The sequence below is a fragment of the Nonomuraea phyllanthi genome (assembly GCF_006334985.2).
Taxonomy (GTDB): domain Bacteria; phylum Actinomycetota; class Actinomycetes; order Streptosporangiales; family Streptosporangiaceae; genus Nonomuraea; species Nonomuraea phyllanthi.
The window spans coordinates 110,489-123,936 of sequence record NZ_VDLX02000015.1; the positions used below are offsets into that span (position 1 = coordinate 110,489).

14 protein-coding genes and 1 CRISPR repeat array are annotated in these 13,448 nt (G+C 67.8%); of the genes, 2 read left to right on the top strand and 12 right to left on the bottom strand.

Going from position 1 to position 13,448, the window contains the following annotated elements:
- Window positions 1-95: 95 nt before the first annotated feature.
- The 6 genes from FH608_RS34275 to FH608_RS51805 all read right to left on the bottom strand — a co-directional run bounded on the left by FH608_RS34275 (window position 96) and on the right by FH608_RS51805 (window position 4,592).
- Window positions 96-2,312, bottom strand: a complete 2,217-nt coding sequence (locus FH608_RS34275; protein WP_139634522.1) for an FtsK/SpoIIIE domain-containing protein — start codon at window positions 2,310-2,312, stop codon at window positions 96-98.
- Window positions 2,309-2,701, bottom strand: a complete 393-nt coding sequence (locus FH608_RS34280) for a hypothetical protein (RefSeq protein ID WP_139634523.1) — start codon at window positions 2,699-2,701, stop codon at window positions 2,309-2,311. The genes FH608_RS34275 and FH608_RS34280 overlap by 4 nt, the downstream gene beginning before the upstream one ends.
- Window positions 2,701-3,663, bottom strand: a complete 963-nt coding sequence (locus tag FH608_RS34285) for a DUF2637 domain-containing protein (RefSeq protein ID WP_139634524.1) — start codon at window positions 3,661-3,663, stop codon at window positions 2,701-2,703. Before FH608_RS34285 ends, FH608_RS34280 begins: the two co-directional genes overlap by 1 nt.
- A 44-nt stretch (window positions 3,664-3,707) precedes the next feature.
- Entirely contained in the window at window positions 3,708-4,070 is a 363-nt protein-coding gene (locus FH608_RS34290) for an RRQRL motif-containing zinc-binding protein (RefSeq protein WP_139634525.1), read from the bottom strand.
- Between the two features lie 2 nt (window positions 4,071-4,072).
- A complete protein-coding gene (locus tag FH608_RS34295; RefSeq protein WP_139634526.1) occupies window positions 4,073-4,363 on the bottom strand; it encodes a WhiB family transcriptional regulator in 291 nt (96 codons plus the stop codon).
- A gap of 61 nt (window positions 4,364-4,424) precedes the next feature.
- Complete coding sequence (locus tag FH608_RS51805) at window positions 4,425-4,592, bottom strand: hypothetical protein (RefSeq protein ID WP_193318786.1); 168 nt, start codon at window positions 4,590-4,592, stop codon at window positions 4,425-4,427.
- A 448-nt stretch (window positions 4,593-5,040) separates the two neighbouring features.
- Between FH608_RS51805 and FH608_RS34300 the strand changes: the two genes are divergently transcribed.
- Window positions 5,041-6,288, top strand: coding sequence for a sporulation protein (locus FH608_RS34300; protein WP_139634527.1), 1,248 nt, complete (start codon window positions 5,041-5,043; stop codon window positions 6,286-6,288).
- A gap of 46 nt (window positions 6,289-6,334) precedes the next feature.
- Here FH608_RS34300 and FH608_RS34305 read toward each other — a convergent pair whose 3' ends face one another.
- From FH608_RS34305 to FH608_RS34320, 4 genes are all read right to left on the bottom strand, one after another.
- Window positions 6,335-7,072, bottom strand: a complete 738-nt coding sequence (locus tag FH608_RS34305; protein WP_139634528.1) for a hypothetical protein — start codon at window positions 7,070-7,072, stop codon at window positions 6,335-6,337.
- 225 nt (window positions 7,073-7,297) lie between these two features.
- Entirely contained in the window at window positions 7,298-8,206 is a 909-nt protein-coding gene (locus FH608_RS34310) for a phosphotransferase family protein (protein WP_193318787.1), read from the bottom strand.
- On the bottom strand, window positions 8,203-8,895 hold the full coding sequence (locus FH608_RS34315) for a GntR family transcriptional regulator (protein WP_193318788.1): 693 nt from the start codon (window positions 8,893-8,895) through the stop codon (window positions 8,203-8,205). The genes FH608_RS34310 and FH608_RS34315 overlap by 4 nt, the downstream gene beginning before the upstream one ends.
- A 703-nt stretch (window positions 8,896-9,598) precedes the next feature.
- Window positions 9,599-9,793, bottom strand: a complete 195-nt coding sequence (locus tag FH608_RS34320; RefSeq protein WP_139634531.1) for a hypothetical protein — start codon at window positions 9,791-9,793, stop codon at window positions 9,599-9,601.
- A gap of 138 nt (window positions 9,794-9,931) precedes the next feature.
- Between FH608_RS34320 and FH608_RS34325 the strand changes: the two genes are divergently transcribed.
- Window positions 9,932-10,387, top strand: a complete 456-nt coding sequence (locus FH608_RS34325) for a GntR family transcriptional regulator (protein ID WP_193318789.1) — start codon at window positions 9,932-9,934, stop codon at window positions 10,385-10,387.
- A 1,109-nt stretch (window positions 10,388-11,496) separates the two neighbouring features.
- A CRISPR array of direct repeats spans window positions 11,497-12,562; the repeat unit is 29 nt; unit sequence CGGCTCACCCCCACGTGCGTGGGGAGGAC.
- 83 nt (window positions 12,563-12,645) lie between these two features.
- Here FH608_RS34325 and FH608_RS34330 read toward each other — a convergent pair.
- On the bottom strand, window positions 12,646-13,068 hold the full coding sequence (locus tag FH608_RS34330) for a type II toxin-antitoxin system VapC family toxin (RefSeq protein ID WP_139634533.1): 423 nt from the start codon (window positions 13,066-13,068) through the stop codon (window positions 12,646-12,648).
- A complete protein-coding gene (locus tag FH608_RS34335) occupies window positions 13,065-13,376 on the bottom strand; it encodes a hypothetical protein (protein WP_226900150.1) in 312 nt (103 codons plus the stop codon). The genes FH608_RS34330 and FH608_RS34335 overlap by 4 nt, the downstream gene beginning before the upstream one ends.
- Window positions 13,377-13,448: the final 72 nt, after the last annotated feature.

The following is a 13,448-nucleotide window of genomic DNA, read 5'->3' on the forward strand; positions in this document are numbered from 1 at the left end:
GACGCTAGAGCCCAGGTAGAACAGGGTTTCGGGCTCTAGGGGAGCCTCTAGACCTAGAGGGGTGCGCCTCTAGGTCTAGAGGCGATCGGCGAGGGCTACGACGCCTTGCCCTTGTCGCGCTGAGTGATGGCGGTGGCGATGTCGTCGCGGGCGATGCCGATGCGGTTGGCTCCCTTGCCGCCGCTCGCCGGCGTGCCCCAGACCTGTATCGTGCGCACGCCGTACGGCTTGAGCGCGGTGGTGAGCTGGGCCGTCTTCGCGCCGCCCTCCAGGGCCGCCCACGCGCCGTAGGCGTCCGGCCGCAGCTCGGCCAGGCGATCCACGACGGTCTCGTTCCAGACCTTCGCCTCGGACGGCAGGACCACGGCGAGGATGTCGGCCAGCAGGTCGAAGCTCGGCGCGGCCTGCTCGGGCGTCTCGCCGAGGGCGTACCCGGTGAGCGTTCCGCGCGCCTTGCGCAGCGCGTACGCACGGTCGGCGATGAGCTGGGTCTCCGGGGTGTTGAGGTAGGCGGCCTTGACCACCTTGGGCATCGGCGTCGCACCGACCAGGTAGCCGGTTCCGGCGTCCTTCTCCGGGACGAAGACGGTGGCGCGTATGCCGTTCTTGTACGCCGAGGTGCCGAGGATCATGTCGTTTTCGAGCTGGCCGGCCACCCGCAGGCAGAACCGGATGGAGACGTTCGCGGAGATGCCGGTGGGCAGGCTGTCACGGTCCGGGCGCTGGGTGGCCAGGATCAGGACGACGCCCAGGGCGCGGCCGAGCTTGATGATGAACTCGGCGTCATCGCCTGCCTTGTCGCCGTACTCGGCGTGGGCGAACAGGTTCTGGCACTCGTCGATGATGCAGATCAGCGGATGCAGGCCCAGCGAGCGTTTGTCGGCGATGGCACGGGTGACGCGCTTGTCCGGGCACAGGTCCGCGGGCAGGGCCTTGAGCGCGGCCGAGCGGCGCATGACCTCCTTGCGCAGCAGGGTGAGCGAGTCGGCGGCGTAGGCGATGGCCTCGTCCTCGATGCCGGAGACGTAGCGGTGGCACACCTTGTCGTATGGGTCCAGGTCGCCGGTGCCCTTCAGCTCGTGAAACCACGCCTCCACCGTGGGATCGAGCACGACGCCGGCGGCCAGCTCGCGGATGGACGAGGTCTTGCCCTGGCCTGGCTGGGAGCCGATCAGCACGTTGTGCTGGATCAGCGGCACCGTGACCAGGCGTCCGCGCGGGTCGTTGCCGAACGGGACGCCCTTGAACACGTCGTGCGAGCTGGCCCGCTTGAGCGGAGACCGCACGATGGTCTTGGACAGGTCCTTGTCACCGACCCACAGGATCAGCCGTCCCTCGTGGACGGAGGGGTCGCCCTCGGGCCAGATGCAGCCGAGCGGGCGGCGAAGCGCGCCGGACAGTTGCTTTCGCCTGTCCAGCACGTCGGCGACGGTGACGCCGTACGGCAGGTCGATGTCGGCGCGCCAGCCGGGGCCGTCGCGGGTGATCGGGGCGACGAAGCGGATGGCGTCCTTCGGGTTCTTCGACAGAGCCTGCGTGATGCCGGCAATGCCGAGGACGCTCAACGCGCGGACCACGATGTCGCTGGTGAGCTTCTCCACCTCGGACGCCATCACCGCCCGGTTGATCAGCGGCCGGTCCGAGGGCTTGCCGAGGATGCCCAGCACCGCCATGGCCACGGCGAGCAGCCCCCACTGCGCAGCCGTGGGCTGGTTGACCGTGATGATGGCCAGGATCAGCAGCGTTACCAGGATCGTGCCTGTGATCCAGACACGCAGTCGGACACGAACGTCTCGTTGCCTGCTCAGCTTCAGGTACCCCTCGTAGTCGGATTTGCGGACGGCGGCCATGCGTGCGGGCTCGCCCTCCAGGTCGAACGTCCACCGCACGAGGCCGCTCACCAAGCGGACCAGCCCGCGCGGAGCGCGGGCGGTGAGCCGTCCGGCGTAGAGCGGCGTGCGGAGGAGCTGGTAGCCGGCCACGTGCGCGTAGTGGAGGCCCGCCCACCTCAGGGTCTCGATGGCCTCGGCGCGGGAGCGCAGCCACAGCGGGATGATCGGCTGCCGGGTGGTCGCCTTGCGCTCCAGGCTGGCCCGCCAGTCCGTACGGGCCGTGCCAGGCTGGTCCACCCTGAGCACCTCGCCCTCAAGGATGGGCGGCTCTGGCTCGGTGCGGGACCGGTCGGCGTTGCGGCCGGACCGCGCGGCGTTGAGGTCGACGATGTCCGCGCCCTTGCCGTCCTGGTGGCCGGGCCGGTCGGGTAGGTCTTCGTCCTTCGGGTCGTGGTTGGGGTTGTCCGGTGGCTGAGTCATGATGAAGGAACCTCTGCTGCCTGGTGGGCGGTGGAGTTCTGGGGCGCGGTCGTTGTCTTGGCGGATGAGGCCGCGTCCCAGTCGGTGGTCAGGGGCGAGGTGCGGTCGGACCGCGTCTCGTCCGGTCGGTCGTCAGCGGTCGGCGCGTGCGGTCCGTCCGCTTCTGTGATGTCGAGTTCGGTTCGCCAGCAGGTGGCGAGGAGCTCGTCGTCTCCCTGGGCGGGCAGGGTCAGGGCCAGCAACTCGGCGAGCAGCATGGCCGTGATGGCTTGGTTGCGGTCGAACAGCCGTCCGGGATAGCCGGTGACCGTCCATCCACCGGCGCGGAGTTCGGCCACGTTCGGGCAGCCGTCCGAGGTCATGTGCGTGTCGGTGATGGTGAGGCCCATCAGGCGGCTTCTCCTTCCGGTACGGCTGCCGGGCCTTCCGCCTTGAGCCGGGCCAGGAGCGCGCCCGCGCGGTCGGTCGAGATGCTCCGGCCTGTGTTGCGGATGGCGTCGCGGAGGCGATCACGGGTCAGGGGCTCGCCCTGCGCGGTCAGGTTGGCGGCGATGTGCCGTCCCAGGGGCATGAGGTCTCCCACGTTCGGCGTCGGTGTCGATCGAGGCTGCTGCTTGCGCGTACGGCGCTTTGGCAGTGCGGGCGGTAGAGCGGCCCGCACCGGTTCGGCCGGCGGCATCTCCAGGTGCTTGGGCGAGAGTTCGCCGAGGCGGTACAGGGCCCGCTCCCGCCTGGTGGCCTTCCAGCGCCACAGCCGGCCGTACCGGTCCTGCAGCTCCGTCTTGGCCAGGATGCGTTCGCGTTCCTGCCCGAGCGCCTCGGGATAGCTGCGGATCTCCCAGAGCACCATCCGGCGCCACAGGCAGACCGTGGCCAGCGGGGCGAGCAGCCAGCGGGAGCGGCGGATGCCGTCCATGTGGTCCGGTCTGGCCAGGTCGGCGTGCTTGCGTACGACGTGCGCGCCCACCTCGATGGCGATCACCCACAGCAGCGGCAGCAGGGCGTGGGCTACGACGGCGAACCAGTCAGTCTGCCCCGGTGCGCTGAGGTAGGCGGCCACGTTGAGGTAGACCGTCGCGGCGGTCAGCGCCCACGGGATGAACCGCAGCCAGCTCAGCCGCATGCCGAGTCGCGCCAGGACGATGTCCAGTGCGGAGAACACAGCGATGCCGAGATCGATGCCGAGCGGAACGGTCCATGCGAACCATCCGAACGACGGCTCCGCTGCGGTGGCGACGCGCTCGAAGCTGTTGACGAACCCCAGCAGTCCGAGCGCTCCGGTGACGGCTGCGGTGGCGGTTATCGCGGCGCGCTCGCCTTCGGTCAGCGGGCGCCGGGCGATCGTGGTCATCGCGTGTCCTTCCTTCGTCGGTACGCGGTCAGCGGCGGGGCTGGTCACGCTGCTGCCTCCTCCGCGCAGTCCGGGCACACGCCCAGGCGGCGGTCGATGGCCTCGGTCAGGCACTCAGGGCACGTACGGCCCTTCGGCGCCGTTGCCCGGATGCGCTGGCCAGGGGTGCGCTTCGGCAGGGCGAGGCGCACGTCGTACACGTAGGCGGCGCGAACACGGGGTGGGCCGGGAACGCGCGAGCACCACAGGACCTGCGCCTGCGGTCCCTGGTCGCCCGGCCGGAGCCCCTCGGCGGCGAGCTGACGCAGCGTGCGCAGGTGCGCTGGGATCTTCTTCCTCGGATAGGTGGGGATGCCGTATCGGCGGCCGGACGGGTCCCAGAAGCGGGTGCGGGTGCGGCGTGCCATGTTCAGGCCACCTCCATGTCTTCCAGTGCGGTGGTGTGGGTCGTCAGCTCGGCGGGCGTACGACCGGCCCAGATGCCCGAGGTCGGGCGGGCCTGCCTCGCGTACAGCTCGCAGAGCGGCAGTGCCGGGCAGGTGAGGCAGACCTCGCGCGCCACGGCCTCGCGGGCGGCGCGCGCCTCGGTGCTCTCGATGGTGAGTCGCGGGCCGGTGTGCAGTTCCGGGTCGTAGGTGCACTCGGGGAGCGGCGTCTCGTCGCCGCTCTGCCAGACGGTTTCGAGGTCGGCGAGCGACATGCGCGCTGGGTGGAGCGGGCGGTTCGGGTGGTGAGCCACTGTCGGGTCTCTTTCCTGGTGATCAGTTGCTGACGGTCTGGATGAACCGGGCGAGCGACTCGGAAGCGCTCATGACCAGGTGCGCCGCCGCCTTGACGACGGTTGCCGCGCCCTCCGGGTCCTTCAGGGCGTAGAGGGCGAGGCAGATCGTGATGACGGTCGGGAGCACCTTGCGTGGACGGACGAGCATGGTGAGCCTCTCGGTTCTGACCTGCAAGCAGGTACTAACAGATATAGAACATGTACAGTGACGGAGAGTCAAGTCCTAGGGACGGATCGTGTCGGAGTCCTGCGGTGCTCGGCTCGGCCGCTCTTGCTGACTCAAGACTTCCGCGTCAAGCCCTGCGGCAACACCGTGCTCGTGATCGGGACTGAATGCACAGGGGGTGATTTTTAGGGGTGATTTGAGCCCTGACCAGCAGAAACACGGGCTCGATTTTCTTGGTATAACGCGGGCGTTCGAGGCCGTGTTCGCGTCATGATTGTCGAGGCGTGCACGTGCGGGGGTGAAGATGTCTCGAATGCCCAATGTGGGACTCGCTGATGCGATGAGGCGTGCAGATTGTTCTAATTCGGGACTTGCTTCACGAGTGCGACAGATTGCGCAAGAAGAAGGCATAACGCTGAGTTGTACGCACGTGGACGTCAAACGCTGGCTCGACGGGGTGAGGCCGCGGCCGGCCACCGCGAGGTTCATCGCCGAGGCGCTCAGCAGGAAGGCCGGGGTCACCTTCACGCTTGACGACATCGGGTTCGCCAGCGTCGTGACTCCGGAGACGCTGGAACGCACGCTGGCCCACGGCGGAGGCATCTCTGACGTGGGAAACCGGCTGCTGGGCCTGACGCGGCGCGACCTCGCCGACGATCCGGTGGCGATTCAGTCGGTGGTCGTTCCTGATGCGTGGAACGAGTCCCTTATCGCGTGGCTGCTGTCGCGGCCGGAGCCGGTGCCGGTGCGGGAGCACGCGCGGCCGTCTGTCGGTCCGTGGGATGTGCAGACCATTCGCGCCACCACCGAGCTATTCGCGAGCATGGGTTTTCAGTTCGGGGGCGGACATGCGCGCTCCGCGCTCGTCCAGTATTACAACAGGGAAGTCGTTCCCATGCTCGACGGGAAGTTCGAGGAGTCGGTAGGGCGATCGCTGTATGCGGCGGCAGCAGAAATCACAGAACTGGTCGCGTGGACGGCGTACGACCTCGGCCGGTACGGGCTTGCGCAACGCTATTTCCTGCAAGGACTGCGCCTCGCTCAGGTGTCCGGAGATCGAATGCTGGGCGGCCTGATCCTGGCCGACATGAGCCACCAGGCCAATTATCTGGGCCGATACGACCAAGCCATTCAACTTGCGCGTGCGGCACAGGAGGGCTGCCGTAACGCGTCAACTGCCACGCCCATGGCCCTGTTCTTCGCCATGGAGGCCCGCGCGCACGCCGGGAACGGCGACGAGGCGGCATGCGTGCGGGCCCTGCTTGAGGCGGAGAAATGGTTCGCCAAGCGCAATGTGGACGATGACCCCTCGTGGGTCGGGTACTTCGACGCCGCTGAACTGGCCAGCGAGGGTGCGCATTGTTACCGCGACCTGCGGAAGCCGTCCCAGGCGATGGAGTTCGTCGGCCAGGCGGTGGGGCTCTGCGACCCGATGTACGTACGGACCTTGGCCTTCGACCGGCTGGTCCAGGCGGCGAGCTACGTGCACATGGGCGAACCGTCGCAGGCCGCGACCATCGCACTGGAGGCTATCGACCTCGCCGGGCCGCTCAAGTCGGAGCGCTATCTCCGGTACATCAGGGACCTGCAAGCGGACCTGGACGCGTACGCGGGCGTTGACCAGGTGGCAGAGTTCGACGCTGTCGTCGCCCGGAAGTACTCGCAGGAGAGCGATTGATGGTCGTACCGTGGTGAGGCGGCCTGTCCGGCAGTGAACCCTCTTCTTACCCCTTTCTCTGCCGGCCGTGCCTCCACAGGAGGTAGCCGGTCGGCAGCACGAGCACCAGCAGCCGGGCGGGATGGTCGCGGATGGCGTCGAGCTGGAGCTGGTGCAGCAGGCCGACGCGCAGGGATTCGTCCCTGGTGACGAGCGGGGCGAGGGCCACCAGCCCGTACACGACCAGGACATCCAGGACCGCTGTCAGCGCGCGCCGCCCGGAGATCGGCGGCGCCGGGGAGCCGGACGCGAGCAGCACCAGCAGGGCAGCCGCCAGCAGGCACAGCTCATAGAGCCCCCAGCCGCGGGAGAGAGCCTCGAACCAGTCCGGGGTGAACATGGAGAGCGTGCCGTCGCAGATGCCGTCCCCCTGATAGTCGGTCGAGAGCGGCCGGACGAGCGCGATCAGCGCCAGCACCCAGGCGGCACGTGGTCCCGCGGTCGCCGAATGTCGCCGCGCGAGGGCGACCAGCACGATCAGCACCGGCACGGCCCAGGTTGTGGTGAGTTCGGTGAGTGTGGCGAGGTCGTCGCGCAGCGGCAGGAACGGGGAGCGGTCGATCGAGTCGTACAAGCGTACGCAGCCCACGACCCCCTCGACGGTGCCTCCGTAGTGCTCTTTTTCAGACGTGACGGCGGCCGCGAACAGGGAGGACCACTCGAACCAGGTCTTCCAGGAGTCCCACGTGGGGTAGGCCGCGGCGGCGAGGGCCGCCGCCCAGGCTAACGGGGTTGAGGGTGACACGTCAGCGACTCCTTTGCTTCTGGCGCACCCTACCGGTGATCTTGGGCAGCGAGCGTTAAGGCTGCTGAGGAGCGGTACTCCATCCTTGCGACTGACCGATGTCACAACACGATGGGTAAGGCATCATCCCTGAAAGCCGCAGAGGCCGACCTTGATTTTCAGGTAGGCGGCACCAGCGGTGGTCTTCCGCTGGGTGGTTATCTCCAGAGCAGGGACATCGACCTTCTAGAAAGCACGCCAGCGGCGGGGCATGTCGGGGTTCCGTAGCGAGTGCATGCGGTTGCGGAACTCCTGCGCTATGGCTTCGTTCTCGCTGACGTTCTGCATGAGCCAGGTCGTCATTTTCAGCTCATTGATGTCTCTGAGCACGGGGTAGCCTTCCCAGGCCAGAACGTCGAATCCGTACCGTTCGGCGAATCGGTCATACTCGGCTCGCGTTCCCCAGCCGACGGAGTGTTCGATGGCGGTGACGGCGAGGTCCGTTTCCGGCGGGCCGAACGCGAAGCGCTCGAAGTCGATGAGCAGGACGCTCCCGTCGGCGGTCTTGATGAGATTCTCGTTGTGCGCGTCACCGTGAACCGCGCACGGTGTGAGAGGGAAGGCCAGCGCGTCGTAGGCGGTTTGCAGCTCGCGCCGCCGCGTCAGCAGGAAGTCTCGATCCTCCTCGGTGAGGACGGCTGCCGCGTTGATGCGTTCGGAGACGCGGCTGAGGATGTTCATTGCCGGCAGTCCCAGGTCGGCGGGGACGGCCAGGCCGTGGAGTTCGCGCAGGACGCCGGCCAGGTCATCGAGGGTCGCGGGCGAGCCGCTGCCGGGGATGAGGTGCCAGAGCGTTACCGGGTGACCTCTCACGATGAGTGGTTGTTCATGCGCCGTCGTTCTCGCCGCCGGTATCCCGGACTCGTTCAGCCAGGCCGAGACGGCTACTTCCTTGCGTACGTCGTCCAGCACCTCGACACTACGCGCGATCCTCACGACCACTTGCTCGGCGGGAAGTACGAACAGAGCGTTCTCGCCGAGGCGGAGCAGGCGGGCGTCCTGGCCGGCCAGACCTGCGGCCTCGCAGGTCTCCAGTAAGGTCGCCAGCGCCTCAACGGAAGAGAAGGGGATCGAGGGCGTCTGAGATACGGTCACGTGCCACCTTTGGGTCGTGATTTGACGACGCGGCCCATGCCGGGCCTCTTCTCGATGACTCCCTCCGCCTCTAGGAGCGCAAAAGCGCGCCGGATGGTGACGCGGCCTACTCCGCGTTCTTGGGCGAGTGCGTTCTCCCCGGGCAGGGCGGATCCCACGGCGATCTTGCCTGTGGCGATGTCCTTCCGGAACTCGGCTGCAACCACGTCTGCGCGGGTCTGCGCGTGTTCGGGGCCGCCGACGAACCAACCTTTGCCATGGATGGCCGCGATGCGCCGTTCGCCGGCCAGGAGCTGCAGCGCCTGGCGGGCCGTGCCCTTCGACACCCCGAACTCCTCGGCGATGGCGGCCTCGCCAGGCAGCTGCTGGCCGGCGATGAGGTCGCCGCTGTCGATGCGCTTGCGGAGCGTCTCGGCGATCGTCTCGTACTGCGCGGCCGCGGCGCGGGTGGCCGTCGCCGGGTCGCTGCCCATGACGCGCCGCCCCCGGCCGGCTTCGCTCGCCACCAGTCCCGAGCGCTCCAGCTCGGCCACCGCCTGGCGGACCGTTCCTCGCGCGACGCCGTACATGCGGGCGAGCGTGGCCTCGGAGGGGAGCATGGCGCCGGCGGGGGGATCGCCTTGGAGGATGCGGCTGCGGATGTCCTGGGCTATCCGAACGTAGGTGGGGGCATCCGTCGCCTTGCTCATCGCGCTCCCTCGCCGAGGCACACTGTCTCCAGGGTAGGGCGGGCGCGCGTGGCCGGCGGGATTTACCGGCCTCACGTCCCAGTATTCCTTTCCCGTCATGAGCGTGCCGGACGCGAGGTGACACCAGGTTGTTGCCGTGTGGCGACTAGCTGCGATCTTGTCGGTGCAACCGCGCAATCCGCAGAACCTGTTGAAGCCCTTCAGGGCAGCTAAGGGTATGGCTCAGATGCGCGATGTCCAGGCCCTGCGCTATGCCGCAGAAAGCCGCAAATTGTGATCAGAGACGGGTGGGGTGGGACATCGCATAGACGTGGACGTGACTCATGCGGCTCGCCCACCACGAGATTTGCGAGCACGGTGTTGTCGCTCGGCGGCGGCACGAGCAGCTGCCTCGTGTTGGTGTTGGAGGGCATGAAAGGTCAGGAGTGCCGCCCAGACCTCGCGTGCCTGCCGGTACAGTCCCCTGGCCGTTTCCTCATAGCGGTCCGGTTCGCTGGTGGGGCGCAAGACGAGAAAGTGTCCGCCCTGGGCGACCCATTCGTACGCCCCGCAACATGAGGTCTCCTTGATCCGGGCGTTGCCCCGGGACGGACCTTGGTACGGCTCCCACCGCACCTGCGGCGGCTCAGGAGGCTGACTCAAGGGCTGCGCTCCTCTGGGTGTACTTCTGCAGGTAGCGGTGAACTTTGCGGCGGCTCCGCTGTCACGTGCACTTGTAAGCGAGCTGGATGGGGGAGTCGGCGGCCAGCTCCGGCAGGATCCGGTAGGCGATCTCTTCCCTGGTCAGCTTGGGGAGCGGCCTGGCGCGCCACACGCCGTCGGAGCCGCGCCAGACGTAGAACCGTTTGAACGCGCCACGGAGATCAGGGTCAGACAGAGCCTCGCGAGCCGTAGCCATGTGAGATTGCGCCCTCCGTCCTAATTTCAGATAATTGGTTCCTTGAAAATCCTCACCGAGAGGCGTTTGCCCACGTTAATGCTAGGGCCTCATGGCCACAAGGCTCATGGCAATATGGGCCTGTGACACTTGTGTGCCGTGATCGACTACAGCTCTGGGGTGCCGGTCTACCGGCAGGTCGCGGCTGCGATCCGCGACGACATCACGGCCGGCCGGTACCAGCCCGGAGCGTGGTTGCCCTCGGAGGCTCAGCTTTCACAGATGTACGAGGTGGGCCGCGACACCGTACGCGAGGCTTTGGCCTACCTACGCGCCGAGGGGCGGATCACCACGGTGCGCAAGCGGGGGTCGATGGTGGCTGTTGAGCCGACCCGCGAGCCGTACCTTGTGCCGGCTGGGGCGCGGGTGATCACGCGCATGCCGACACCGGACGAGCGGCGGGAGCTGGCCACGTCGGGGGAACTCCGGGAGTTCGGCGGGATGCCGGAGGGCGTGCCGGTGTTCGAGGTCGTGCCGGGGCCGCGAAAGCATCGCAAGGTGCTGCGTGGGGATCAGGTGGAGCTGATCACCGAAGAAGCGCCGCCAGGCGGGTGATCCTCGGCGGGCGGCGGTTCTGCTGAATACTGCGGCAATCTGCTGACCGGTCGGGCTCATTGTGCGGCTGCCGGCGACGAGCCGGTTGACCTGGGTAGACGCCTCGATGCATCCATTCTGCGGATTGCGCGGAGTAAGGCTGCGGTCAGCGCCTGAAAAAAGCCTTACACACGCGCGCCTTAACCCCCTTCATTTTGGCGCACGGATGAGGACGTTCAGCGTGGGGCGGCCGAACTCGTGTGCGCGCCCTGGCCGACCCGGCAACGCGGGACTTGCCGCCTCTTCCGGAGATCGACAGCGTCTGCTTGCTTGGTGAGGGTCGCTTGGAAGGTGGAGGTGCCGCCGTAGGCGTTGCCGCAGACTGTGTCGGCGGAACGGGCGATGGTTGTGTTACGGCGATGTGGACGGCTACCGGCGGGGGCACATGAGGGGATTCCTGTGTGCCTCGCCCGAGTGAGAAGCCACATGTGGCGCCCACGGCGAGCGCAAGCCCAACCCGCATCAGGCTGTAGCCGTGCCTCGGGGCGGATGGTGACCTACGTAGGAACGCGGACGGCGGAAGGTTGCTCATGGTCACCCTTAAGATCATCGACGTGGCTGCCCGACGCGAGGTATGACTTCGGTGCTGGGGCGTTCGTTGCTGCCTTGGCCAAGGCATTGAAGAAAGATCCGCGGCCGATGACCCGGGCGGAAGGCTGATCGCTTCAGGTCCCTTTTCTTGCCAGAACAACGACCGCCGTACGACAAGACCACGCGGCGCTCCGCTGCCGCCGACATCACGTCGAGTTGATGGTCGCGGTCCGTGTCTCCGGTGTCACCTTCGGCCAGCTTCTGGCTGGGAATGCCGGGCCGCTTATCGAGGTCACCGTCTTGTGCGCCCTGGCTTGCGTCAACCGGTGGGCCACCGCCTAGCCTTCATTGTGGGTCACAGCGCCTCTCCGGCCGCCTCATGTGCGTGGGGATCGCTTGAGCGTTCCCCCTGCTCGGGTACTGGCTTACCGCACGTGTGTGGGGAGCACGGGGCAGCGATCAGCAGGTCAGCGATGCCCGGCTCACTCCATGCGCGTGGGGGAGGACACCAGCATGGCGACCGGGTCCGGAGCAGGGTTCGGCTCGCCTCCACGTGCGTGAGGAGGACGTCGCCACCGCCCCAGTCGAAACCTGGCGCTGCGGCTCACCCCCACGTGCGTGGGGAGGACGTTTGCGCGGCGATGTAGGTCTGGCTGTATTCCGGCTCACCCCCACGTGCGTGGGGAGGACCTGCTCGGGGGTGGGCGTCGGGTAGGTGCGCTCGGCTCACCCCCACGTGCGTGGGGAGGACGGCAGCACGTTCACCATCCCGTTCACCCACATCGGCTCACCCCCACGTGCGTGGGGAGGACCCTTGAGCCCCGCCCAGTGCGGGGCTCTCGTGCGGCTCACCCCCACGTGCGTGGGGAGGACTGGGAGGTGTGGACCTGCCGCCAGATGCGAACCGGCTCACCCCCACGTGCGTGGGGAGGACCCTTCCGCGCCACCGCCACGGTCATCGACTACCGGCTCACCCCCACGTGCGTGGGGAGGACGCGGGGTTCTCAGCCAGGCTTACGTCGAGATCCGGCTCACCCCCACGTGCGTGGGGAGGACACCGAGTCCACCGAGATCATCGAGCACATGGACGGCTCACCCCCACGTGCGTGGGGAGGACGAAAGCGCCAGACCCGAAGGACCGGCCGGAGGCGGCTCACCCCCACGTGCGTGGGGAGGACAACCACTCCCGGTCAAGGTAGGCGACGGCGACCGGCTCACCCCCACGTGCGTGGGGAGGACGACATCGTGTTGCCCGCCCCGGCGTTCGCGAGCGGCTCACCCCCACGTGCGTGGGGAGGACACGGTGACGCTGCCGGGCTTGGCCGTGTACGTCGGCTCACCCCCACGTGCGTGGGGAGGACCTCGGCCACGTTCTTCGTGATCTCGGGCATGTCGGCTCACCCCCACGTGCGTGGGGAGGACGATGCCTCCGCCACCGAGTTCAACTGCCCCGACGGCTCACCCCCACGTGCGTGGGGAGGACCTGCCGACTGGGGATGATGATCTGGGGAGGAGCGGCTCACCCCCACGTGCGTGGGGAGGACGATATCGGGATCCTGCATCAGCGCTAGCGCGCCGGCTCACCCCCACGTGCGTGGGGAGGACCATCGAGCAAGATGGTTGAGGTCCGATTCGGAGCTGCCACGCACGAGCTGGAGGCTCATCCGTAGCACCGCACCCCGAATGGACTATCTGGGGAACAGATTCAGGGCGGGGGCGTGAGCCGGGCGGACCACAGAGAAATCGCGAATGTCGATCGTCATCACGTCGGTGACGTGCATCCGTTCCGCCACGGCCACCACCGAGGCATCGGCGGCGCCCAAGGGTAGGTCGTGGTACCGCTCAACGAGGACCGCGATCCTCGCGAGATCCGCGTCTGTGAGATCGACGAGCCGGAACCAGCCGGACTCGAGTAGCCGGAGGAACGCCGCTTCCGCCCTCGCCCCGCCGAGCCTGCCGATCATGTAGCAGCTCTCGCCGGCCACGAAGCTGGGGACGAGGAGTGGCCGGCCAGCGTTGCGAAAGCGCGTGAGCTCCTGTACGCAGCGCTCGTGGTTCTTATCGTCCCGGAAGGTCGCGGCCACGATTGGGCCGGTGTCGACTACGATCACGCTTCGTGGCCGTAGCCCTCCGAAAGGATTTCTTCCACCTGTTCCGAGGCGTCGCTCCGTCCCGCTTCGAAAGCGCCGAAGAGGGTCGGCACGCCGTTGGGGCCGAGCTCCGGTTCCCCAGGCTGCGAGTGGACCAGCCGGAGGAGCCGCGCACGCTCTTCACGCACCTGATCTGGCCGGAGCTGGTCGACCAGCCGGTGAAGATCGTCGTACTCTTCCTGTGGTGCCGTCATACTGCCGAGTTTACGACGCGACCGGCGCAGGAGTCGCGCGCCGATCGCGTCGCGTCGCGAGATGGGCGCGTGCAAGATCCGGAATATGCACGGAATGATCTTCGCTGGGGGATCAGCGGCACCGGGCGAACGCCAAGGTCGGACCGT

What these genes read in the sequence shown, in the direction of transcription:
- FH608_RS34295 (WP_139634526.1), bottom strand. Translation starts at nt 4,363, where the DNA reads ATGTCGCTCGCCGACCTCGAAACCGTCTGGCAGAGCGGCGACGAGACG.
- FH608_RS34290 (WP_139634525.1), bottom strand. Translation starts at nt 4,070, where the DNA reads ATGGCACGCCGCACCCGCACCCGCTTCTGGGACCCGTCCGGCCGCCGA.
- FH608_RS34315 (WP_193318788.1), bottom strand. Translation starts at nt 8,895, where the DNA reads ATGAGCAAGGCGACGGATGCCCCCACCTACGTTCGGATAGCCCAGGAC.
- FH608_RS34320 (WP_139634531.1), bottom strand. Translation starts at nt 9,793, where the DNA reads ATGGCTACGGCTCGCGAGGCTCTGTCTGACCCTGATCTCCGTGGCGCG.
- FH608_RS51805 (WP_193318786.1), bottom strand. Translation starts at nt 4,592, where the DNA reads ATGCTCGTCCGTCCACGCAAGGTGCTCCCGACCGTCATCACGATCTGC.
- FH608_RS34285 (WP_139634524.1), bottom strand. Translation starts at nt 3,663, where the DNA reads ATGACCACGATCGCCCGGCGCCCGCTGACCGAAGGCGAGCGCGCCGCG.
- FH608_RS34275 (WP_139634522.1), bottom strand. Translation starts at nt 2,312, where the DNA reads ATGACTCAGCCACCGGACAACCCCAACCACGACCCGAAGGACGAAGAC.
- FH608_RS34280 (WP_139634523.1), bottom strand. Translation starts at nt 2,701, where the DNA reads ATGGGCCTCACCATCACCGACACGCACATGACCTCGGACGGCTGCCCG.